Raw genomic sequence first — 22,179 nt, 5'->3', positions numbered from 1 at the left:
GCGCTGCGCTTGCACGGGGCTACAGGTGCTCAACGCGAGCTCGACGCCCGCACCTTCAGTCTGCCCGCCAGCGTCACGTGCGTGGCGGCATCTTCTTCGTTGCACAAATACTCCACCGCCAGTCGTCCCAGCTCGCTGTAAGGCAGCTGAATACTGGTGAGTGCGGGCGTGAGTTGCTCGGAAATCTTCTGATCGTCGTAACCCGCCAGCAGCATATCATCGGGGATCGTCACGCCACCCACCGTCAGTGCCTGATAGCAGCCAATCGCCAGCCAGTCGCTGGCGCAGAAAATGGCGTCCGGGCGTTTCTCCAGCCGCAGCAGGGACTCGGTCGCAGTGAACGACTCGTTAAACTGCCAGTTGGTCTGGCGCACCAGGCTGTCATCGCAGGGTAAACCCGCCTGCTGCAATGCGGCCTGGTAGCCAGCCAGCCGCTGGCGGGTGGCCTCCATCCAGCTTTCCCCGGTGATATGGGCGATGCGCGTTGCGCCGCAGGCGAGCAGATGTTTGGTCACCTGAAACGCGTTGGCGTAGTCGTCGGGGATAAAAGACGGCAACAGGGGCGAGGCGGGGTCGCGCTGGTTGAGCAGCACCAGCGGAAGGCGGGTGCAGTCCTGAAAATCACTCATATCCACCAGCGTGGTGACGGGGGAGGCAAGAATAATCCCCACGCAGTTGCGTTTTTCCAGCTGGCGAATAATGTTGAGGGCCAGCGCCACGTCGTCACCGTAATCATACAGGGTGAGCAGCGTTTCGTTGCGCCAGGCCGCCTCCCGCGCCTGACTGATGGCATCGATAAAGGGATCGTAGCTCTGCAGCGAACTGACCAGCAGCGCAATCTCCGCCTGATTACGCGGGGTATGGATGGCGGGCAGGCGATCGTAGCCCAGCTCGGTGGCGACGCCGATCACCCGCTGACGGGTCTCGTCGCTGAGCTTGATGTTACGCGACTGGTTAAGCACCAGTGATACCGTCGCCTGCGACACGCCCGCGGTACGCGCAATATCGTTCATCGTGACTTTGTTTTTCCGCTTCATCCGTTCTCTCCCTCTGGCGAATTCGCATCATACCCTAACTGCCTACAGACGCGCCGCCGATCACGTTTCTTCTTGATGCAGCAGCGATCTTTGTGAGTGCGGTCGCTTTTCTGCACACCACGATTTGCGCATTCCTGCCCTGACTAATATTTATTAGCTAAACATTATCAGCAAGAGGAACGACGATGAAAGAGCAGTGGAGCAAGGAACAGGCGCAGACGTGGTACCAGCAGCAGGGCTGGCTGTGCGGGTTTAACTATCTGCCGTCGACGGCGGTGAACTGGACCGATATCTGGCAGCAAGAGACCTTCGATGCCAACACCATCGACCGCGAGCTGGGCTGGGCCGCAGACGCGGGCTATAACACCCTGCGCATCAATCTGCCGTTTATCGTCTGGGAGCACGATCGCGACGGCCTGATGGCGCGTATCGACCACTTCCTGACGATTGCCGACAACCACGGTTTCAGCACCATGCTGACGCTGATGGACGACTGCGGTTTCTCCGGCGATGAGCCCTACCTCGGGGTGCAAAAGCCGCCGGTGGCGGGCAAACATAACAGCCAGGCGGCGGCAAGTCCTGGGCGCGACAAGGTGTGCGATCCAGACTGCTGGCCGCACATTGAACGCTATATCCGCGATGTGGTCCGCCAGTTCCGCGACGATAAGCGCGTGCTGCTGTGGGATCTCTATAACGAGCCGGGCAACCGCGGCATCTTTGCCACCGGCACCGAAGAGGTGCTTTACGATGCAAAACTGGAGACCTTCGCCCATGACCTGATGAAGCGGGCCTTCCAGTGGGTGCGTGAAGAAGATCCTTCCCAGCCGCTCACGGTCTGCGCATGGCGCTTGCCTGCGGAAGAGGAGGGCGAAACCTTTTATCAGCATCCGCTGGACCAGACTGCGCTGGAACTGTCGGACGTGGTGAGTTACCACGCCTATACCAATACCGGCCGCATGACGGCGATTATCCAGCAGCTGCAGCAGCTGGGCCGCCCGATCTTCTGTACCGAATGGCTGGCGCGCCACGTGGGCGGCACTATCGAAGAGCAGCTGCCGCTGATGTATATGGCGAAAGTCGCACCCTATCAGTGGGGGCTGGTGCGCGGCAAAACCCAGACCTGGCTGCCGTGGCCGGTGGTGATGAAAGAGTCCGCCGACTACTGCCGTCTGTGGTTCCACGATGTGTTCGAAGAGAACGGTATCCCGTTCTCACGCACTGAAATCGCACTGCTGCAAAAGCTGCGTAAAATTGCTCCGAACGTGCAGGGCTAATAATAACGACCCGGCGGTTAGCCGCCGGGCAACCAGGTACGCACTATGGCAATGACAATGAAAATACCGTCTCGCGAGTTGTGGTCTTATTTTGGCTATGGTTTAGGTCAGTGTTTTAGCTTTGGTTTAGTGGGTTCGTTTATTAACTATTTTTACACCGATGTGCTGGGGATCTCCGCCCTGGCGGCGAGTACCATCTTCCTGATTGCCCGCGCCTGGGATGCGGTTCACGACCCGCTGTTTGCCAGCATCATGGACACCATTAACAGCCGCTTTGGTAAGTTTCGTCACTTTATGCTGATCGCCCCGCTGCTGATCACCGGCGTCACGCTGCTGGCGTTCTATAAAATCGAAGCGGACATGACCACCAAAATCCTCTACGCCGGGGTGACCTATATCCTGTGGGGGACCCTGTACGCCATCTCGGATATCCCGTTCTGGTCGATGTCGTCGGTGATGACCAACGACTCCGGCCAGCGCACCCGGGCGGTGACGGCGGCGATGCTGGGGGTCAATGCCGGGATCGCCTGCGCCAACATCTTCTTCCCCAAGCTGGCGGCGTTCTTCGCCCAGCACAGCAGCGACAAAGGCTACTTTATGGCGGCGCTGGTGATGATGATGGTCGGCCTGCCGTTAATGTTAAACGGCTTTATGCAAATTAAAGAGCGCGTCCCGCCCAGCCCGGAAAAGGTGACGATGCGCGATACCTTCCACAATCTGCGTCAGAATAAGCCGCTGTTTATCATCCTGATGTCGTTCTTTTTCTGCGTGTTCCACAACGTCGCCAACGGGATATATATCTACTTCTTTATCTACAACATGGGCGACGGTGGCCTGCAGATGGCGATCGGTGTTATGGGGATTGTGGCGGCGGTGGTTTGTCTTATCGCGCCGATGCTGACGCGCAAAATGCAGAAGCGAAAGCTGTTTATGATCCTCTGTGGGCTGGATGTCGCGGTGCGCGTGGTGATGTGGTTTGCGGGCTATCAGCACACGGCGCTGCTGTTTATCCTGCTTGGCCTCAGCACCCTGTTTGTGATGATGACCAACATCCTCACCTCGTCGATGATTGCCGACACCATTGAGTATGCCGAGTACCACACTCACAAGCGCTGTGCGGCGATCACCTTCTCCGGACAGACCTTTACCGGCAAGATGTCGGTGGCGGTGGGCGGCGGGTTAATCGGCGTGTTTCTAACGCTTATTGGCTACGTACCGCAGGCGCAAACCCAGAGCGATGGCGTGCTTGCCGGGCTGTTCTTCGGTATCTGCCTGCTGCCCGCGATAGGCTCGCTGATCCGCCTTGCGGTGATGTCGCGCTTCACCTTTACCGAGGAGAAGCATGCGGAGATCTGTCGGCTGTTGGCAGAACGCAGGCAAAACAGAGAGCAGAATGACGTCGGGGAAGAGGCGTTGACGCGCCCGATATCGGTCAATTAATACTTTCAGACGCCTGCAAAGCAGGCGTCTGGTCCTAATTATGGAGTCTCAAGGCCTCAGGGACGTGGAGCTTCGAGCTTTGAAGGCTGGTTCCGATGGTAAAGGGGACGATCCACAAACGTAGCGCATGACCGTCCGGTTTGTGAAGCTCAAAGGGATGCGGGAGTGGATCATTAAAACCCTCATACTGCGGGTAGATCAGTATCATATCGCCCCGGCTATCGAGATATTTCACCCCGTAGGCCTGCATCTGATAAAGATCATTTTGCGAAATGTTAAAGCCAGGTTTATGAGGCTTGATCTTTTTCCATTTCGTATCGCAAATAACCGAAGAATGGGTAGCGTCGTCATGCGGACGAAGCCAGATATCCGGCTTGAGCCTGAACATATTCTTCGTATGATAGCGAGCCAGGCTATGTGTTCTGGCCTGCGTATCGATCCGGTACTGTTGATGATGATGATGTCGCATCCACGCAGCGACGAAGGATTCAAAAACCGCTTCCATTGGAAAGAGTAACGATATGGCATTAGCCTGCCCCTGCATACAGTGAGGAGACTCGCCCTGTAAAATGAGTTTTGCCCAATCCAGCGCATGTTTGTAGAGATGCATATGCCTGTCGAGGCGAACCTGGTCAAAGGCATGCGCGACATCCACAACAGGGGGAATGGGATCAAAGGCGGATTGCAAAGGCTGTAGCTGTCGTATTATCTGCGCGTTGCGGGTCAGTCGGGAGACGTGAGCGATTGCCGTTTTCAGGATACGGTTTTCGGGCCGCTCAACGCTGTATTCGTCATACTCCACCTGAAAACGATCGCGGCGAACGCTGTTTTTGGTTAGCTGCGCTGAAACCCGTAGTTTGCCTTTCATCCATGCCAGATTATCCTGCTGACGAAGATAGTCGCGTTTAAGACCTTGTTGAAGAATCGCCTTAACGCTGATGATAAATTGCTGAATAAAGATATCCATCAATGGCATACGTGAGGTCTTGATACTGGCAGATGTTGTTGCAATATGTCGGAAGGTTTTCAGGGTCCGCAGCATCATCATTAACTGTTCACGCGCGTTGTCATGGCCCGTTTTGGGTAATACCTCGATAAAAGCGCCACCTGGTAGCGCAATCACGCCAACGTAGTTTTTGACCTGCAGTGTCTGAACCCGTCCAACAGAGCGAAGGGTAAGCAGCCGGCTGTCATACTCGACGTCATCACTTAAACAGCGTTGCACAAGCCATTGAAAAAGCGTATCGGGCAGAGCGACCGCGTGTTCGACGCGGCCCTGGTCCTTTTCACTGATGACATGTCCGTGCTCAAAGAGCGTCCAGCAATGGCCGGATGTCATTCCTCACTCTCCTCGCGAATGGCTTTTGGATCGTAAATCTGGCGATACGCCAGTGGGTTATGCCACACAGGTTTCGACTCGCTTGAAAGATGGTAGCTCATCCCTGCCTCCTGCAAATCCTCTGCGGCATCAGCACCAAACAGGCGCAGGAAGTTTCCTTCACTGTGTACCGATGAGACGAACTGCAAGCTCTCGTCTGCTTTCTGGTTGTCACCGAGGATCAGGCGGATTTTTTGCCAGTCGTTATAGAAATACTCCTCCAGAAGCGGAAGAATTTTGTTTTTCATCATGCGTTTAAGCAGGTCGAAGGCGGCATCTTCGTCATCTTTAGCCTGTATCACAGGCATGAAAAAGGCGTGTCCCAGCGTATGTTCATTGTCATACAGCGCCTGGATCCTTGCATTCAGCGTTTCCAGCAGCCGTTCAAGCTGGATCCCTTTGATCGTCGTGCCTGCCAGCAAGCTGGTGTCTGGAAGCATAGGTATGAACTCGAAGCGACGGCGCAAGGCGGTATCGAGTGCCGTCAGGGAGCGATCTGCGGTGTTCATTGTGCCCACAAGGTAAAGATTGTTAGGAACGCTAAACGACGTGGCGGAATAAGGGAGAGAAACACTCAGTTCTTCTGCTTCGCCTGCACGTTTAGAGGGTTCAATCAGCGTGATGAGTTCGCCGAAGATTTTAGAAATATTGCCGCGGTTAATCTCGTCAATAATCAACACGAAATTCTGCCGTTTACCACCTGTTGCATGCTCCGGCGTGGCCGGAATGTGATGTTCACTGATCAGAAACGCAAGGATCCCGCGCACATAAGAGACGTTATGGACTTTGGCATTGTTATCCTGATACCAGGCGCGAATGTCCTTGAGGTAGGCATTGTAGCCCTGACCCAGATCTTCTTTTTTACTCTGCTCCGGGAAGATCCCAAAGACGGTCCCACTTTTGTAGGTTAAACGGAAAGGATTGCCATTGTGAGTGCGTAACGTAATGCTCCCACCTTCGGCAAGCTGCTCCTGCAACCGTGCGAGTGCGTCGTCCAGAGCCAGCTGTACGCCAGCATTGCCAAACGCGGCATCGTCACAAATTTGTTTGAAAATCCCCGGCTTAATGTCGTAGCGTACGCTGCCGTCGTCGGTCGTTTCTGCCCGTAGCCCTTCAATGAACTCTTCGTATCCGAAGCTTTGGTGGAAAGTAATAAAGCGGATCCGTTTTTCGCCCATCAGCCGGTCATAAATTGTCTTTAGCTCACGTCGACGTTCGCTCTCTTCTTTTCCATCCAGTTTGGCGTATGCCTGAGGCTCACAGGCGCGGACAGCGACGTCGATTGTTTCATAGGTTTTGCCTGTGCCCGGCGGCCCATACAGGATCACGTTTTTAGGCAGGTGAAGATCGTTGGGTTCAAAACCCAGTTCGTCTTCATCATTACCCGTATTGTCGGTCGCTACCACGGTATCGTCCTTTTTAAGGATGAAATGCGTGTACAGATGCCAGAGCGACATATTCAGCGTGACGGCATCAATCCGGGTACCGATAGCCAGGTTGAGCGCCCTTTTTAACTCAATGTTGAGGTCAAACCACTCACCCTCACCGGACAGGTCAAGTCCAAAGCGGTTATTACAGTAGTTGTAGATGCGGAAGAACGCGTTGGTGTTGACGATATTACTAATGTTTTCAGGATACATGACCGCAAACGCGCGATGGCAGAGCGCCCAGTACACTTTTTTCAGGATCTTCTGCTCTTTGAGCACCTTCAGTTGTTCGATCACCTGCTGATAATTGGCGGACGTGCACTCTTTGGCAATCAGACGGGACAGGACGCGCAGCTTTTCTTTCGCCTCGTTAAATTCATTCAGCGACATGCCGCCTTGCTTGATACTGGCGACTCCGTTGGAGCGGTTGTACCAAAGTTCATAAAGCGTCTCGTCTGAGAAATTAGGACGTTCATCCTGCACTTTCTGGCGGAGCGCCCGAAAGGACGGCCCCCACTTGGGACTGTAATTATCGTTATTGGCAGTGTGGGAGATAAAGAATGAGAGTACGTCGGTGTGTTCCTGAACCATTGCCCGCTCCAGCGTGATGAAAATAAATAGTTTTTCTCATCTTATAGGAATTATCCTAATTTTTGCACTACTTGTTCAGGGGGAGTTGATGGGGTCAGCTGACGCCCCGAGGCGTCAGCTTAAAGGCTTACAGCGACTTCACAAACGCCAGCAGATCTTCGTTGAGCTGGTCCTGATGCGTCAGCGCAAAGCCGTGCGGCGCGTTGTCATACACCTTCAGTTCCGCATGGCTAATCAGCTCTGCCGCCACTTTACCGGTGGTCTCGAACGGCACGATCTGGTCGTTGCTGCCGTGGATAACCAGCGTCGGGACGTCGACTTTGGCCATATCCTGGCGGAAGTCAGTCTCACCAAAGGCGGTTACGCAGTCGATGGTGCCTTTCAGCGACGCCAGCAGGGCGATGTTCAGGGTCTGGGTCAGGGCACCTTCCGACACTGTCTGCCCGGCGTTAATCCCGTAGAACGGGGTAGCGAAATCGCTGATGAACTGGGCGCGATCTTTGCGCAATCCGTCGCGAATACCGTCAAACACCGACTGATCCACACCCTGCGGGTAAGAGTCGGATTTACCGAAGATCGGCGTGACCGCTCCCAGCAGCGCCAGACCGGCCACGCGATCGGTGCCGTAGGTACCGATATAACGGCTCACGTCGCCGCCGCCCATCGAGAAGCCCACCAGCGTTACGTCCTGCAGATCGAGAGCGGTGATCAGGTCGTTGATGTCGGAGGCAAAGGTATCGTAGTCATAGCCCGTCCACGGCTGATCCGAACGGCCAAAGCCGCGACGGTCAAAGGCAATGGCGCGGAAACCGCGCTCGGCCAGATAGTTGAGCTGGCTGTCCCACATATCCGCATCCAGCGGCCAGCCGTGGCTGAACAGCACCGGTTTACCGGCACCCCAGTCCTTGTAGTAAATCTGCGTACCGTCTTGCGCGTTAATCGTCGCCATAGTCTCTTCCTCAAAAGGTCTTTATTAGTATCAACAAACCGGCGCGACCAGATAACGGGTCGCCGGAGGGGTAGCGCCCTGATGAAAAGCCAGCACGCGGCTTTGCAGCAGGTGATCGTTCATGGTGTGACGCTCCTGCAGGCGCAGGTGTTCCACCCACGAACCCATCAGGAAGGTCTCGATATAGCGTCCCGGCTGGTCGATATCTTCATACACCGCCCAGCTGATGGCGCCCGCGCGGCGGCGCACCCGGCGCAGCTCGTGGACCGCCTGCAAAAAGTCGCGGGCGGACTGGGGGTCGATCAGGTATTCGCAGGAGACCAGCACCGGGCCACGCTCGTTGGGGATCGCTTCGCGCGTGTCGTCAGCAATCAGGCCGCTGGTATCCAGGTTGAGGTTCGGATCTTTCTCCAGCTTCCAGCGCAGAACCGTGGCGCTGGCCAGCAGCATCCCGACGGTTGCCACGCACAGCGAGGTGGCGGTGTTGAAGTGCGAGGCAATCTGCCCCCAGATGGCGCTGCCTGCGGTCATCGAGCCGAAGAACACCGTCAGATACACCGCCAGCGCCCGGGCTTTTACCCAGCGGGCGGCGCTGCGTTGCGCCCCCAGGTTGAGGGTCGAGAGCACCGCGATCCACGCAAAACCGGTGAAAAATTCAAACAGGTTCAGCAGCCAGAAGTGGCGCACAAACGCCAGCGCCAGCATGGTGATAGCGAACATCAGGCTCGCGGCCACCATCAGCTGGTCGGCGTTCAGACGCTGGCGCAGACGCGGCAGCAGCACCGCCCCGGCAATCGCCCCCAGTCCGATGCAGGCCAGCATGATGCCGTACCCCGCCGGGCCGAGTCCCAGCTCCCGACGCGCCACCAGCGGCAGCAGCGCCCAACCCGCGCTGGCGAAAACGAAGAACGCCACGGTGCGAATTAACACATTACGCAGCACCGGGGCAGCATGCACATAGCGCACCCCGGCCCGCACCGCCGAGAAAAAGTGCTCCGGCGGCAGGCGCTGCACGGATGGCGCAGGCTTCCAGCGCCATAGCACCCACGCCACGCCCAGCACCGACAGGGCATTGAGCAGGAACACCATCCAGGGTCCGGCCAGCGACAGCAAAAAGCCGCCCAGCGCCGGGCCAATGGCGCGGCTGATGTTCACCCCCAGCGAGTTAAGCGCCACCGCCGGGCCCAGCTCCGCTTTGCTCACCAGATCCGGCACAATCGCCTGGAACGGCGGTGAACTCATGGCGCTACCGACGCTTAACAGGAAGGCTGCCGCCAGCAGTACCGTCGGGGTCACCTGGCCGGTAAACGACAGCACGGCCAGACCCGCAGCGGCGATAAACATCCACAACTGCGAGAACAGCAGGTACTTGCGCCGGTCGACGATATCCGCCATCACCCCGGAGGGCAGGGCGAAAAGAAACATCGGCAGGCTGCTCGCCGCCTGCACCAGCGCGATATCCAGCGGGTCGGCGCTCAGGGTCAGCATGCTCCAATTCACCCCGACGTCGCTCATCCATGAGCCGACGTTCGACACCACCGTGGCAATCCACAGCATGCGGAACACCCGCTGGCGCAGCGGCTGCCAGGTGGACATCGCCGGGGCGCTGACGGGTGGCAGATGGGCGTCGTTGAGCTGAGTCATGCGAACCGCTCCGTGGCCCGTGTGCGTACCCGCCACGCGCCGGGGCCGGTGATGGCAAGCGTGGTGAAGACGATCAGCAGCAGCCAGCCAAACTGACCTTCGGCAATCGACCAGCCCGGATGCACCACCAGCATCGCCACCAGCAGCACGGCAATAATGGGCAGGCAGGCCAGCCGGGTGGCAATGCCGAACAGGATCAGGATCGGGCAGATCACTTCGGCGACGATCGCCGGGATCAGGCTGAAATACGGCCCGAAGCCAAACGGATCCTCGATGCGCGTCAGCTCTTCGCTGAAGTGCAGCACCTTCGGCAGGCCGTGAACGTAGAGCAACAGCAGGCTGCCGGTGATGCGCAGGAATAACAGCCCCAGGTCAATCCGGGGCGTGGTGAGGTGCGTTGAATTCGTCATGATTAGAACGCGAAGCAGCTGCAGCCCAGCGCTCCCCAGAAGGCGTTATCGTCGGCCACCGGCATCTCTGCGCTGCGGGCAAAGTCATGTCCATGGTTGTGTACGCCGCACGGGCCGCTGCAGTGGTGTACGGCGCTCATCCCTACGCGGGCGGCCTGCGGTGGGGCGCTGCGGTAGTGGCCAGGGACTTTGACCACCGGAGACCAGTCCGGCAATACCGGGATCGTCGGTGGCGCCAGCGGGCCAAAGCTGCCTGCGGCATAGACGATTTCACCGTCCACCACCGTCAGCACCGACTCGATGCCCTTGATCTCCTCTTCCGGGACGCGGAAGTAGTCTTTGCTCAGCACCGCGAGATCCGCGAGCTGACCGATTTTGATCTGCCCTTTCTGGTTCTGCTCGTTCGAGAACCACGCGCTGCCCTGGGTCCACAGCATCAGAGCGGTGTCGCGATCCAGACGGGCGCTGTGATCGTACATTTGCATCCCGCCCACGGTACGGCCAGAGACCAGCCAGTAAAGCGCGGTCCACGGGTTGTAGCTCGCCACGCGGGTGGCGTCGGTGCCTAAGCCTACCGGCACGCCGGTCTCCAGCATTTTGGTTACCGGTGGAGTATGGCGAACCGCTTCCATTCCGTAACGCTCGGCAAAGTACTCGCCCTGGAAGGCCATCCGGTGCTGCACGGCGATGCCGCCGCCCAGCGCTTTGATACGATCGATGTTGGCCTGCGAGACAGTCTCGGCGTGGTCAAAGAACCAGTGCAGCCCGTCGAAGGGGATCTCGCGGTTCACTTTCTCAAAGACGTTCAGCATCCGGCTGATGGATTCGTCATAGGTGGCGTGCAGGCGGAACGGCCAGCGATGCTCGACCAGATGGCGCACCACGCGCTCCAGTTCGTCCTCCATGCCGGGGGCCAGATCCGGGCGCGGCTCAAGGAAATCTTCAAAGTCGGCGGCAGAGAACACCAGCATTTCGCCCGCGCCGTTATGGCGGAAGAAGTCGGTTCCCTGGCCCGGTTTGAGCATGTCGGTCCACTTCTCGAAGTCTTCCAGCTCGTGGCCGGGGCGCTGGGTAAACAGGTTATAGGCGATGCGGAGCGTCATCTGCTTTTTCTCGTGCAGCTCGGCAATCACTTCGTAGTCTTCCGGGTAGTTCTGGAAGCCGCCGCCCGCATCGATGGCGCTGGTCAGCCCCAGGCGGTTCAGCTCGCGCATAAACTGGCGGGTCGAGTTCACCTGCTGTTCCAGCGGCAGTTTTGGCCCTTTGGCGAGGGTGGCGTACAGGATCATGGCGTTCGGACGGGCAATCAGCATCCCGGTCGGGTTGCCGTTGGCGTCGCGCTGGATCTCGCCCCCCGGTGGGTTCGGGGTGTCTTTGGTGTAGCCCACCACCTTCAGCGCCGCGCGGTTGAGCAGGGCGCGATCGTACAGATGCAGGATAAACACCGGGGTATCCGGCGCGGCGGCGTTGATTTCGTCGAGGGTCGGCATCCGGCGTTCGGCAAACTGGAACTCGTTCCAGCCACCTACCACGCGTACCCACTGGGGCGACGGGGTGCGCAGGGCCTGCTCTTTCAGCATACGCAGGGCATCGGCCAGCGACGGCACGCCCTCCCAGCGCAGCTCGAGGTTGTAGTTCAGCCCGCCACGGATCAGGTGCAGGTGCGAATCGTTCAGGCCGGGGATGGCGGTGTGGCCTTTCAGATCCACCACTTTACTGCTGTCGTCGTGATACTGCATCACCTCGGCCACGGTGCCGACGGCAAGGAATTTGCCGTCGCGCACGGCCACCGCTTCGGCAAGGGGGTTTTCACGATCGACGGTATGAAACTGGCCATTGACCAGAATCAAATCTGCTTTAGCAGAGGAAGTCATAACTGCTCCTGACTGAGAGGGGAATGGTCAGGATTATTGGAACCGCTTACAGGAAAAAACCAGTTATACAATGGGATAGCTATACCAAAGTATAACTATACGAAAGGTTAATTATACAAAGAGATAATTACGCCCGCCGAGGGGGAAACATAGGATACAGCCAACGTCTCGTCGCCGCATTGTGCGCCGGGTTTTGCCTGTTAACCACACTGGATACCCTTATGTCTAACTCAAAGCTCGAAGTGTTAACCCCGGATAACTGTCAGATGATCTTCATCGACCAGCAGCCGCAGATGGCGTTTGGCGTGCAGTCAATCGACCGTCAGGTGCTGAAAAACAACGTGGTAGGGCTGGCGAAAGCGGCCAGCGTGTTCAACATCCCCACCATCATCACCACCGTTGAAACCGAGAGCTTCTCGGGCAATACCTTCCCGGAGCTGCTGGACGTCTTCCCGGGGAAAGACATTCTTGAGCGCACCTCGATGAACTCCTGGGATGACCAGAAAGTGCGTGATGCCCTGCAAGCCAACGGCAAGAAAAAAGTGGTGGTCTCCGGTCTGTGGACCGAAGTGTGCAACAACACCTTCGCCCTGTGCGCCATGCTGGAAGGGGACTACGAGATCTACATGGTGGCAGATGCCTCCGGCGGTACCTCGAAAGAAGCCCACGACTTCGCGATGCAGCGCATGATCCAGGCGGGCGTGATCCCGGTGACCTGGCAGCAGGTGCTGCTCGAGTGGCAGCGCGACTGGGCGCACAAAGAGACCTACAACGCGGTGATGGATATCGTGCGTGAGCACTCCGGTGCCTACGGTATGGGCGTCGATTACGCTTACACCATGGTGCATAACGCGCCGTCTCGCCAGAAGAGCGAGCACAACACCCTGGCCCCGGTTCCGGCCCGCTAAGTTCCGGCAGCAGGCTGGGCCCTCATCCGGCCTGCTCCACCCTCTCTGGAGTTCATCATGAGTACTGGGTTAATTTCCCTCGCGGCAGGCGTGCTTATCGGCCTGCTGTACGCGCTGCTGAAAGTCCGTTCCCCGGCCCCGCCCGCGCTGGCGCTGATTGGTCTGCTGGGGATGCTGGCGGGCGAACAGGCGACACGCCATTTTCTGCATGCCGATGACACCGCGCAGCGCTCACCCGTCACCCACACCACCGGAGCGTCGTCATGAAGGCCTGGGTCGTTTCGCTGCTGTGTGGAATTCTGGCAGGGGTTATTTATGCCGCGATTACGGTACACTCGCCTGCGCCGCCGGTGGTCGCCCTGTTGGGGCTGTTTGGCATGCTGGTGGGCGAACAGCTGATCCCGATTGGCCGCCGTCTGCTCAGTCGCCAGCTCACGCTGACGTGGTTTCGCCACGAATGCGTACCCAAAATCAGCGGCACGCCGCCTCCATCCCGTCCTGATGACGGTCGCGAGGGATAATCACGCTTCATTTGAGGAAAACGAGCATGCCGCAGTGCATAGCCATCATTGATGATGAACGTTCTGTCCGCAGCGGGTTAAGCAACCTGCTGCAGTCAGAGGGGTACGCAACGGAAGCCTTCGACTCGGCGGAGGGGTTTCTCAGCCACCCCACTGCCCTGACCGACGTGGCGCTGGTGATTGCCGATATCCGCCTGCGCGGAATGAACGGACTGGAGATGCTCGACAAACTGAACCTCATTGCCCCCTCGCCGCCGCCACTCATTTTTATCTCCGGTCATGCGGATGACAACATCCAACGCTACGCTGTTGAACACGGCGCTGTTGTTTTTCTGCGCAAACCGATTAATGTCGATGTGCTGCTGGCGCACGTTCAGCGCGCGCTCGTCACCTGAAGAGACCGTCACACTCATTCCCACGAGAACCATTAACGAAGAAAAATAAGGAAACGTGGATGAACAACCCATCGCTGCCTGCTCGCTGGCCCGCCCCCGGACATTTATCCGAAGGGCGGGCTTTTGTGCTTAAAGAAGACGTCATTTTTACCCCGCTGGGGCAGGAGGGGAGCCTGTGCTGGCTGAATGCCCGCCTGCCGAGCTCCGGCGGGTCGTTTATTATCGCCACCGGGGTGAGCGATGAAGAAGAGGCCAGCGCAACGCGTCTGCTGCGCAATGAGTTTGCCCTGCGGGAATATCTGAACGACGACTGGGCGATTCGCCCGGTGGCCAGCACCCAGTATCACGGGCGCTTTGCCCTGGTGTATGCCCCTTTTTCGTTTGTGCTGCTGACCCGCATCGTCGGCGCGCCGCTGGCCTGTATCCCGAGCTTTCTTGAACTGGCGATCCGCATCAGCCTGCCTCTGCGCCTGATGCATCTTCGCAACCTGGTGCACGGGGATATCAAGCCCGGCAATATTTTTATTCATGATGACAACAGCTGTCGGCTGGGGGGCTTTGGTCTGTCGTCCGGCACCCCGGAAGCACTGCAGACGATGCCGCTGGTGGGAGGCACCCCGGCCTATATGTCGCCGGAACACACCACCCGCACGCATCGTTCGGTGGACAACCGCAGCGATCTCTACAGTCTGGGGGTGGTGTTTTACGAGCTGCTCACCGGCAGCCTGCCGTTTGAGCTGGGCGGTGAAGATCAGGGTAAATGGGCGCACTACCATATCGCCTCGGAACCGCGCGCCCCCGGTGCGGTGTGCCCCGGCGTGCCCGCGATGCTCTCGGCGATTGTCCTCAAGCTGCTGGCGAAAAAACCGGAGCATCGCTACCAGACGGTGGACGGCCTGATCGCCGATCTGCGCCGCTGTCAGGCCACGCTGAGCGACGAAGGGGATATCGCCGCCTTTACCCCCGGATTGCAGGACCGCTCCCCCGCGTTTCATCTGACCGACACCCTCTATACCGCCCATCCGCAGGCAGGGGAGCTGCTCCACGCCTTTGACCGGGTGAGCCGGGATGCCCTCGCCGGGCTGGTGGCGATCAGCGGCCCGTCGGGGATCGGCAAGTCGTCGCTTATCGCTTCGGGGCTGAAAGCGTTGCAGCAGCGTCACGCACTGCTGGCGGTGAGCAAGGTGGATCAATTTTCCCCCACGCTGCCCTATGCGGCCCTGACCTCGGCGTTTCGCAGTCTGGTGCTGCATCTGCTGGGGCTGCCGGCCCAGCAGGTGGCCCAGTGGAAAGTCCGCCTGTCGCGCGAGCTGGAGGGCTACGAAGCGTTAGCCGTCAGCCTGGTGCCGGAGCTGCGACTGCTGCTGGATAGCAAACCGCGTTTCGCCAGCGATACCTTTGCCATCGATGCCCGGGCGCGCTTCAGCCACATGATGCTGGTACTGGTGAACACCCTGGCCAGCGCGGGCTGTCCGCTGGTGCTGCTGCTGGATGATATCCACTGGGCTGACGCCGCCAGCCTGCAAATTCTGGAATACCTGCTCATTAACGTCAGCAATGTGCCGCTGCTGATGGTGGTGGCGTACCGGGATGCCAGCTCGCTGCCGGATAACGCTCTGCAACAGCAGCTGGCGAGCCTGCATCGCGCCTCGCGCAACACCACCGAGCTGCGCCCGGAGGCGCTGTCGGTGAAGGCCGTGTCGCGCTGGCTGGCGAATATCTTCCATACCCGCTCGGCCAGCACCGCCGATCTGGCTGAGCTTATCCATCAAAAGACCGGGGGCAACCCGCTGTTTGTGCATGAGTTCTTCCGCCGGATCGTCGATGACGGGCTGGTGACGCACAACAAATATCAGGATAAGTGGTGCTACGATCTGCACGCGATCCGCACCCGGCATTACACCGAAAACGTGGTCACTCTGGTGCTGCAGCAGTTGGAAGAGATGCCGGAAGAGACCCGACGGCTGCTGGGCAGCATCGCCTGTCTGGGCGGCAGCGGTGAGCTGGAGATGGTCTGTCGGGTAATGGGGATGTCGGTGGCAGAGATCCGCTATGCCCTGCACCCGGCGGTGACGGCGCAGCTGATCACCCTCAGCGCCGACGGCTACGCCTTTACCCACGACCGGGTGCAGGAGGCGGCCTTTGCCCTGCTGGATAGCGCCGAGAAAAGCCGTCTGCACCTGACCACCGCCAGCCTGCTGGCGGAGTCGGCGCGCCAGGCGGCGGGCAATGAGATCCTGTTCCGTGCCGTGCATCATGTCACGGCGGCGCTGGATTGCATTCAGCCTGCGCCTCAGCGGCAGATGTTCCGCGAGCTGAGCCTGCTGGCGGCCCGGCGGGCCCGCCGCTCGGGAGATTACCCCTCGGCCCTGAGCTATATCCAGACCGCCCGCGCGCTGGGCGACGCCGGTTTAGCGACGGACGTTACCAACGATTTTACGCTCGACAGCGAAGAGGCCGGGTGCGAGTTCGCGCTGGGCAACCTTGAGAGCACCCGCAGGCTGTGCGACCGCATTCTCGGCTCTCCCGGCGGGCTGGCGGAAAAAGCGCTGGCGGCTAACCTGCTGGCCGAAGTCTATCTGCGTCAGTCCGACAACCGGCTGGCGCTGGAGGCGACCCTGAGCTGGCTGGCGGTGTTTGGCATTCACGTCACCCGCCATCCGCAAGTCGCCGAGTGCGATGAGGCCTGGCAGAGCCTGTGCAACCGCGTTGGCGACAACCCGCAGGGCCATTTCACCCGGCTGACGCGGATGACCAACACGGAGATCGAGGCGGTGATGAACCTGCTGAACAGCGCCAGCCTGTTCGCCAGCTTTACCCATTCGCGCCTGCACTTCATTCTGCTGTGCCGGATGATGCACCTGACCCTGGATCACGGTATTACCGGCGCGTCGACGTCGGCGATGGCGTGGTTCGGGGTGCTGATTGGCCACCGCTACGCCGAGTACCGGTTGGGCTTTCAGTACGGCACCCTGGCGCGGGAGCTGGTGAACCGCCACGGCTACGATGCCTTTGAAGCCAAAACCCTGCTGCCGCTGGACCAGCTCAGCGTCTGGACCCAGCCGCTGGGCTACACCATCGAGTGCGCCAAAGCCTGCTTCACCTCGGCCGTCACCCACGGGGACATGACGGTGGCCTGCTTTGCCGTCTGCCATCAGGTGATCAACTTCCTCACCCGGGGCGATCACCTTGACGGGGTGCTCACCAGCATCGAGCGCGGGCTGGCCTTTGTGCGCAAAACCCATTTTCAGAATGTGGAAGCGATCCTGCTGATCCAGCGTCACTACGTGGAACACCTGCGCACCCCGGTGAGTGGCCGCTGGAGCGCCAGCACGGTGCTGCCGGAATCGCTGCTGCCCGAAGCGACAGAGCAGGCCAGCGAGCAGCTGTCGACCCTGCAGTTCTGGTTCTGGCTCTATCGCGGGATGGCGCACTTCGCCTGCGGCGAATACCCGCAGGCGGCCGGGAACCTTGAGCAGGCCGGGCGCTTTGCGTGGTCTGCCCCCGGGCATATCCATCAGCTGGATTACCATCTTTACAGCGCGCTGGCGCTGTCCCAGCAGCTGACCCCGGAGACGTTTTCTGCCGACCTGCGCCGTCAGATCCACCTTCATTACGATAAAATCGCCCTCTGGGCGCGGATCAATCCCGGCATTTTTGCCGACAAAGAGGCGCTGATTTACGCCGAGATCGTGCGCCTGGACGGCATGAACAGCATCGCCCTCGAGCAGTACGAGAAGGCAGTGCGCCTGTCGCGCGAAGGGGGCTTTAACCCGTTCAACGCCCTGGCCCACGAGCTGGCCGGGCGCTTTGCCCACGCCTGTGGCTACACCACCGCCGCCGATGCCCACTTCCGCGGGGCGATGACCGCCTGGGGACGCTCCGGCGCGCAGTCGAAAGTGCGCCAGCTGGAGCGGGACTTCCCCTATCTGCTGGCTCCCGGCCAGGCGAATGCCTGGGACACGGTGGCCTTTGCGCGTAACGAGGAGATCCGCGACCTGCAAAGCGTGATCAAAGCCTCGCGCGCCCTGTCGGAAGAGATCAACCTTGAGCGGCTGATCGAGACCCTGATGACCATTCTGCTGGAGCGGGCTGGGGCGCAGCGGGGCTTGCTGATCCGCGTCAGCGACAACAACATCCCTGAGATCGAAGCCAGCGCCAGCACCACCACCGATGGGGTGCAGGTGCAGATCATGAAAGAGGTGCCGATGGCCACCGACCTGCCGCTGACGGTGCTGGCGGCGGTGATCCGCACCGGGCAAGAGATCCATACCGGCAAACCCGAAGCGTTTCACCCCTTCAGCCAGGATCCCTATCTGGTGACCTCCGGCGCGGCGGTGATGTGCGTGCCGATGTTCAAGCAGGCGCGGCTGGTGGGGGTGCTTTATCTGGAAAACCGCCTGATGCCGGAAGTGTTTACCCAGGAGCACTCCCGGGTGGTCAGCCTGCTGGGGGCGCACGCGGCGATCTCGCTGGAGACCGCCCGGCTGTATGCCGAACTGCTGGAAGAGAACCTCCAGCGCCGTCGGGTTGAGAAAGAGCTGCGGGCCAGCCAGACCTCGCTGATGCTGGGGGAGCAGATCAGTCACACCGGCAGCTGGCGCTGGGAGCTGCAGCAGGATCTGATGTTTATGTCCGAGGAGTACGCGCGGATCCTCGGCCTGCCGGAGCAGCAGAAGATGATCTCGATGGCGGAGTTTCTGACCTTTGTGCATCAGGATGACTATCCGCGTATCAGCACCCTGGTGACCGAGAGCGTGCGCGATGGCCTGACCATGCGCGCCGAGTTCCGCATTATCCGCGCCGACGGGGCCACCCGCACCATTCTGGGGATTGGCGATCCGGTCGGGGTGGGGCGCGAAGTGAACGAGTATTACGGCATCATCACCGATATCACCACCCAGCGGATGGCCGAAGACGCAATGCGGGTGGCGCAGGCTGAACTGGCCCGCGTCTCGCGCGCCACCACCGTCGGGCAGCTCACCTCGTCGATCGCCCATGAGATCAACCAGCCGCTGATGTCGATCGTCGCCAACGCCGGGGCCAGCCTGCGCTGGCTCAACCGCGACCCGGCCCGGCTGGATAAGGTCCAGATCGGGCTGGAGGAGATCGTCTCCGAGGGCGAGCGGGCAGGGGAGATCATCCGCAGCCTGCAATCCCTCACCCGCAAACAGGATCCGGCCTTTACCCGCATCGATCTGCACGCTCTGGTGCGCCACATTATCACCCTGTCGCGCAGCGAACTGGAGCAGCGGCGCATCAGCGTGACCTGGGCCCTGGCGGCGACGGATAGCTTTATCGTGGGGGACAGCGTGCAGATCCAGCAGGTGCTGCTGAACCTGGTGATGAACGCCGTAGAAGCGATGGCCGAGATCAAAGATCGCCCTGGCACCCTGCTGCTGTCGACGTCAAACCCGGGGAGCGGAGGGATCGCCTTTGAAATCGCCGACAGCGGCACCGGCATCGAACCGGGGCTGACCGAGCGCATCTTTGACTCGTTCTACTCCACCAAAGCCCAGGGGATGGGGGTGGGACTGACCATCAGCTACAGCATTATCGAGCGCCACCGGGGCAAGCTGACGGCCCGCAACCGCGCGCCGCACGGCTCTGTATTTGCCTTTACCCTGCCGCTGGCGGCGAGCGTGGCGTCACTCTGAAGGCAGGATTCAGGTCAGGCGCTCGGCGGCCCTGACCAGATCCGCCAGCGAGCGGGCCTGCATTTTGTCCATCACCCGACGGCGGTGGACTTTGACGGTAATTTCACTCACCCCCAGCTCGGCGGCGATCTGCTTGTTCAGCATGCCGCTGATCGCCAGCTGCAGCACCTGCTGCTCGCGCGGGGTGAGGGAGAGATGGCGCTGCTTCAGGGCATACTGCTCCCGCAGCTGCGAGGCGTTATCTTGCGCCAGCTTTAGCGCGGCGCTTATCGAGTCGATCAGATCGTTCGACGCCACCGGTTTGGTGAGGAACTCGTACGCACCGCCTTTGATCGCCTTTACCGACATCGGAATAGTGCCGTGCCCGGTGAGATAGATAATCGGGATCTCGCGCCCGCTGGCCTTCAGGGTATCCGCCACCTCAAACCCGCTGATGGTGGGCATCTGCATATCGAGGATCACGCAGGAGGGGATGTCTTCAAAGGTGTGCTGCAGAAAAGATTCTGCCGAGGAAAAGTCGAGGGCGTTCAGCCCGGCGGACTCCAGCAGCCCGATAACGGACCGCCTGACAGCGTGATCATCATCAACGACGTAAACAATGTGTTCCATTAATAGCCCCAATGATTCAGCCTGACAGAGATGAGAGGATTTTCGCTCAGCGTAAAAACTACCCCCTACTGTTCAAGAGGTTATGGTGGCAGCTTTCGAACGCAACCACTCTAACACATTAGTTCTCATTATCATTTAACAATATGATAACTGTATGAAAGCGAGGGGTGAGTATTCAAAACCGCTTTTCACATTGGGTAAGCGTAGGCCAGAAATGGTTAAGTTGTGGCCAATTAATGGTCGCACGGAGAGTCCCCTCTCCCCTTTAGGGAGAGGGTTAGGGTGAGGGATATTACTCCCCCACCAGCTCAATCCGGTTCCCGTCCGGATCCGCAATTACGGCTTCATAATAGCCATCACCGGTCATGCGCGGGGCGCTCAACAGGGTATTACTCAGCCGGGCCTGCTCCGCCATCCGATCCACATCCCCACGGCTACCGACGTTTAACGCGATATGCGCCCAGCCGACAAACTCCGGGTGCGGCGGGGCGTCGGGCAGATCCGGGACGGTCATCAGCTCGATGGTTGGCCCGTCGGTGAGCGTAATAAAGTGCGATTCAAAACCCGGGCGGTTTTTGCTGAGGTAGCGTTCGTTACTTTGCCCGCCAAAAACCGTCTGCCAGAACTGAACCTGGGCGTCCAGATGACGGGTCCAGAGTGCGACATGTGCAATATTCATATTAACCCTCGTTTTGCGCTGGTTGGCTGGCGGTGACGGTCACGGACAGCGCTGCGACAATCAGCATCAGCACCATAATGACCATAAACGCCTGCGTTAATGAGGTGGCGTGCGCCACGTAGCCGATAATCGCGGGCCCGGCGAGCACCCCGAGATAGCCCATGGTGGTGATCGCCGGGACGGCAACCGCCTGCGGCATGTGGGTCTGGCGGCCGACGGCGGAGAACATCACCGGCACGATATTGGCGCAACCGGCCCCCACCAGCACGTAGCCCAGCAGCGACAGGTACCACACCGGGACAAACGTCACCAGCGCAAAGCCGAGAGCGGCAATAATTGCGCCGCCCACCACCGCGCGCAGGGCGCCGGTGCGGGCAATCAGCTTATCGCCGGTCAGGCGGAACAGGGTCATCGCCACCGCAAAGCAGGTAAAGCCCAGCCCGCCGAGCGACTCTGGCACGCCGCGCACCTCGGTCAGGAACACTGCACTCCAGTCCAGCACCGTGCCTTCGGCGAGGAACACCGCAAAGCAGATGGCGCCAATCAACAGCACCACGCCGCGCGGAATGGCAAACGCCGGACCGGAGGCTGGATTGGCCCACGGCAGCAACCCTTTCAGGCTTAATGCCAGCATCACGGCCACGCTCAGGGTCAGGATCAGGCTGGCGGCAAACGCGCTGGTGCCCAGGGTCAGCAGCAGGGTCATCGCCCCCGCCCCCGCAATCCCGCCCACGCTGTACATGCCGTGAAAGCCGGACATCACCGGCGTGGACGATCCGCGCTCGACGATAATCGCCTGAATGTTCATCGCACAGTCCGTTACCCCCACGCCGACGCCAAACAGCAGCAGCACGGCGGCCAGCAGGCGCGGATCCGGGATCGTCGCCAGCAGCGGAGTGGTGAGCATCACGATTGCCATCGCCACCAGAATCACCCGGCGACAGCCGTAGCGGCTGGTCAGCATCCCGGTGAGCGGCATGGCGATCAGCGCCCCCATTCCCAGACACAGCAGCAGCGAGCCGAGGGTAGCTTCATTCACCCCGGTGTTGGCCTTGGCGAACGGCACGATCACCGCCCAGATCGCGGTAACAAATCCGGCGATAAAAAAGATGATCCGGGTTGAGAGGCGCTGTCCGGCGCTGGCGGTGAAAGCGGTCATCGTACGTCCTTAGGTTGGCGATATTCGCCCGGCTGGGCATGAACGGAAGTCAGGGAGCACAGCTCTTCACGCTGGACGGTTTCCCGGGCGCGGTCGCCATGGGTAACAGGTTCAAAGTAGAACCCGTCATGAGGTTGACTGGCGACCACCTGTGGGGGGTGTGGATCATAGCGCTGCATCATGACGCTCCCGTTTCTGGCTGCAGGATTTGACAGAGTGAGCCGTCA

Annotated in this window: 18 protein-coding genes; 7 read left to right on the top strand and 11 right to left on the bottom strand. The window is 59.8% G+C overall.

All coding sequences use genetic code 11. The features are described 5' to 3' along the window. Positions 1-29: 29 nt before the first annotated feature. Positions 30-1,037 carry a LacI family DNA-binding transcriptional regulator gene (locus M8014_RS15015; RefSeq protein WP_271283211.1) on the bottom strand — a complete coding sequence of 336 codons (1,008 nt, stop codon included), beginning with the start codon at positions 1,035-1,037 and terminating at the stop codon, positions 30-32. A gap of 185 nt (positions 1,038-1,222) precedes the next feature. Between M8014_RS15015 and M8014_RS15010 the strand changes: the two genes are divergently transcribed. Both M8014_RS15010 and M8014_RS15005 read left to right on the top strand, forming a co-directional pair. Beyond that, positions 1,223-2,311: a cellulase family glycosylhydrolase gene (locus tag M8014_RS15010; protein WP_271283210.1), complete on the top strand. Its 1,089-nt coding sequence runs from the start codon at positions 1,223-1,225 to the stop codon at positions 2,309-2,311. A 45-nt stretch (positions 2,312-2,356) separates the two neighbouring features. Beyond that, entirely contained in the window at positions 2,357-3,751 is a 1,395-nt protein-coding gene (locus M8014_RS15005) for an MFS transporter (RefSeq protein ID WP_271283209.1), read from the top strand. Positions 3,752-3,785: 34 nt separating this feature from the next. On the opposite strand, the gene M8014_RS15000 is transcribed toward M8014_RS15005, so the two are convergent. The 6 genes from M8014_RS15000 to M8014_RS14975 form a co-directional block, all read right to left on the bottom strand. After that, a complete protein-coding gene (locus tag M8014_RS15000; RefSeq protein WP_271283208.1) occupies positions 3,786-5,090 on the bottom strand; it encodes an McrC family protein in 1,305 nt (434 codons plus the stop codon). After that, positions 5,087-7,147, bottom strand: a complete 2,061-nt coding sequence (locus tag M8014_RS14995) for an McrB family protein (protein ID WP_271283207.1) — start codon at positions 7,145-7,147, stop codon at positions 5,087-5,089. The genes M8014_RS15000 and M8014_RS14995 overlap by 4 nt, the downstream gene beginning before the upstream one ends. A 127-nt stretch (positions 7,148-7,274) precedes the next feature. Further along, positions 7,275-8,096 (bottom strand): alpha/beta fold hydrolase, encoded by an 822-nt coding sequence (locus M8014_RS14990; RefSeq protein ID WP_271283206.1) that lies wholly within the window; start codon positions 8,094-8,096, stop codon positions 7,275-7,277. A gap of 30 nt (positions 8,097-8,126) precedes the next feature. Further along, positions 8,127-9,740, bottom strand: a complete 1,614-nt coding sequence (locus M8014_RS14985) for an MFS transporter (RefSeq protein ID WP_271283205.1) — start codon at positions 9,738-9,740, stop codon at positions 8,127-8,129. Then, positions 9,737-10,150, bottom strand: coding sequence for a DoxX family protein (locus M8014_RS14980; RefSeq protein ID WP_271283204.1), 414 nt, complete (start codon positions 10,148-10,150; stop codon positions 9,737-9,739). The genes M8014_RS14985 and M8014_RS14980 overlap by 4 nt, the downstream gene beginning before the upstream one ends. A gap of 2 nt (positions 10,151-10,152) precedes the next feature. Continuing rightward, positions 10,153-12,024, bottom strand: coding sequence for an amidohydrolase (locus tag M8014_RS14975; RefSeq protein WP_271283203.1), 1,872 nt, complete (start codon positions 12,022-12,024; stop codon positions 10,153-10,155). 221 nt (positions 12,025-12,245) lie between these two features. Here M8014_RS14975 and M8014_RS14970 point away from each other — a divergent pair, with 221 nt between their 5' ends. The 5 genes from M8014_RS14970 to M8014_RS14950 are packed head-to-tail and all read left to right on the top strand — an operon-like array spanning position 12,246 to position 19,505. Continuing rightward, positions 12,246-12,932, top strand: coding sequence for a hydrolase (locus M8014_RS14970; RefSeq protein ID WP_271283202.1), 687 nt, complete (start codon positions 12,246-12,248; stop codon positions 12,930-12,932). Positions 12,933-12,989: 57 nt separating this feature from the next. Beyond that, the gene (locus M8014_RS14965) at positions 12,990-13,199 is read left to right on the top strand and encodes a DUF1427 family protein (RefSeq protein WP_271283201.1); all 210 of its coding nucleotides are present in this window, start codon (positions 12,990-12,992) and stop codon (positions 13,197-13,199) included. Next, entirely contained in the window at positions 13,196-13,453 is a 258-nt protein-coding gene (locus M8014_RS14960; RefSeq protein WP_271283200.1) for a DUF1427 family protein, read from the top strand. The genes M8014_RS14965 and M8014_RS14960 overlap by 4 nt, the downstream gene beginning before the upstream one ends. 26 nt (positions 13,454-13,479) lie before the next feature. Further along, entirely contained in the window at positions 13,480-13,848 is a 369-nt protein-coding gene (locus M8014_RS14955) for a response regulator transcription factor (RefSeq protein ID WP_271283199.1), read from the top strand. A gap of 59 nt (positions 13,849-13,907) precedes the next feature. Then, positions 13,908-19,505, top strand: a complete 5,598-nt coding sequence (locus tag M8014_RS14950) for a trifunctional serine/threonine-protein kinase/ATP-binding protein/sensor histidine kinase (protein ID WP_271283198.1) — start codon at positions 13,908-13,910, stop codon at positions 19,503-19,505. Between the two features lie 9 nt (positions 19,506-19,514). On the opposite strand, the gene M8014_RS14945 is transcribed toward M8014_RS14950, so the two are convergent. The 4 genes from M8014_RS14945 to M8014_RS14930 form a co-directional block, all read right to left on the bottom strand. Continuing rightward, a complete protein-coding gene (locus M8014_RS14945; protein WP_271283197.1) occupies positions 19,515-20,114 on the bottom strand; it encodes a response regulator transcription factor in 600 nt (199 codons plus the stop codon). Positions 20,115-20,406: 292 nt separating this feature from the next. Further along, positions 20,407-20,793 carry a VOC family protein gene (locus M8014_RS14940; RefSeq protein ID WP_271283196.1) on the bottom strand — a complete coding sequence of 129 codons (387 nt, stop codon included), beginning with the start codon at positions 20,791-20,793 and terminating at the stop codon, positions 20,407-20,409. A 1-nt stretch (position 20,794) separates the two neighbouring features. After that, entirely contained in the window at positions 20,795-21,952 is a 1,158-nt protein-coding gene (locus M8014_RS14935; RefSeq protein ID WP_271283195.1) for an MFS transporter, read from the bottom strand. Then, positions 21,949-22,134 carry a hypothetical protein gene (locus tag M8014_RS14930; protein ID WP_271283194.1) on the bottom strand — a complete coding sequence of 62 codons (186 nt, stop codon included), beginning with the start codon at positions 22,132-22,134 and terminating at the stop codon, positions 21,949-21,951. Before M8014_RS14930 ends, M8014_RS14935 begins: the two co-directional genes overlap by 4 nt. Positions 22,135-22,179: the final 45 nt, after the last annotated feature.

It is taken from the genome of Silvania hatchlandensis (genome assembly GCF_025564065.1).
Lineage (GTDB): Bacteria > Pseudomonadota > Gammaproteobacteria > Enterobacterales > Enterobacteriaceae > Enterobacter > Enterobacter hatchlandensis.
The sequence above is the reverse complement of the archived record's forward strand: the minus strand, read 5'-3'. Positions and strand labels throughout refer to the sequence as shown.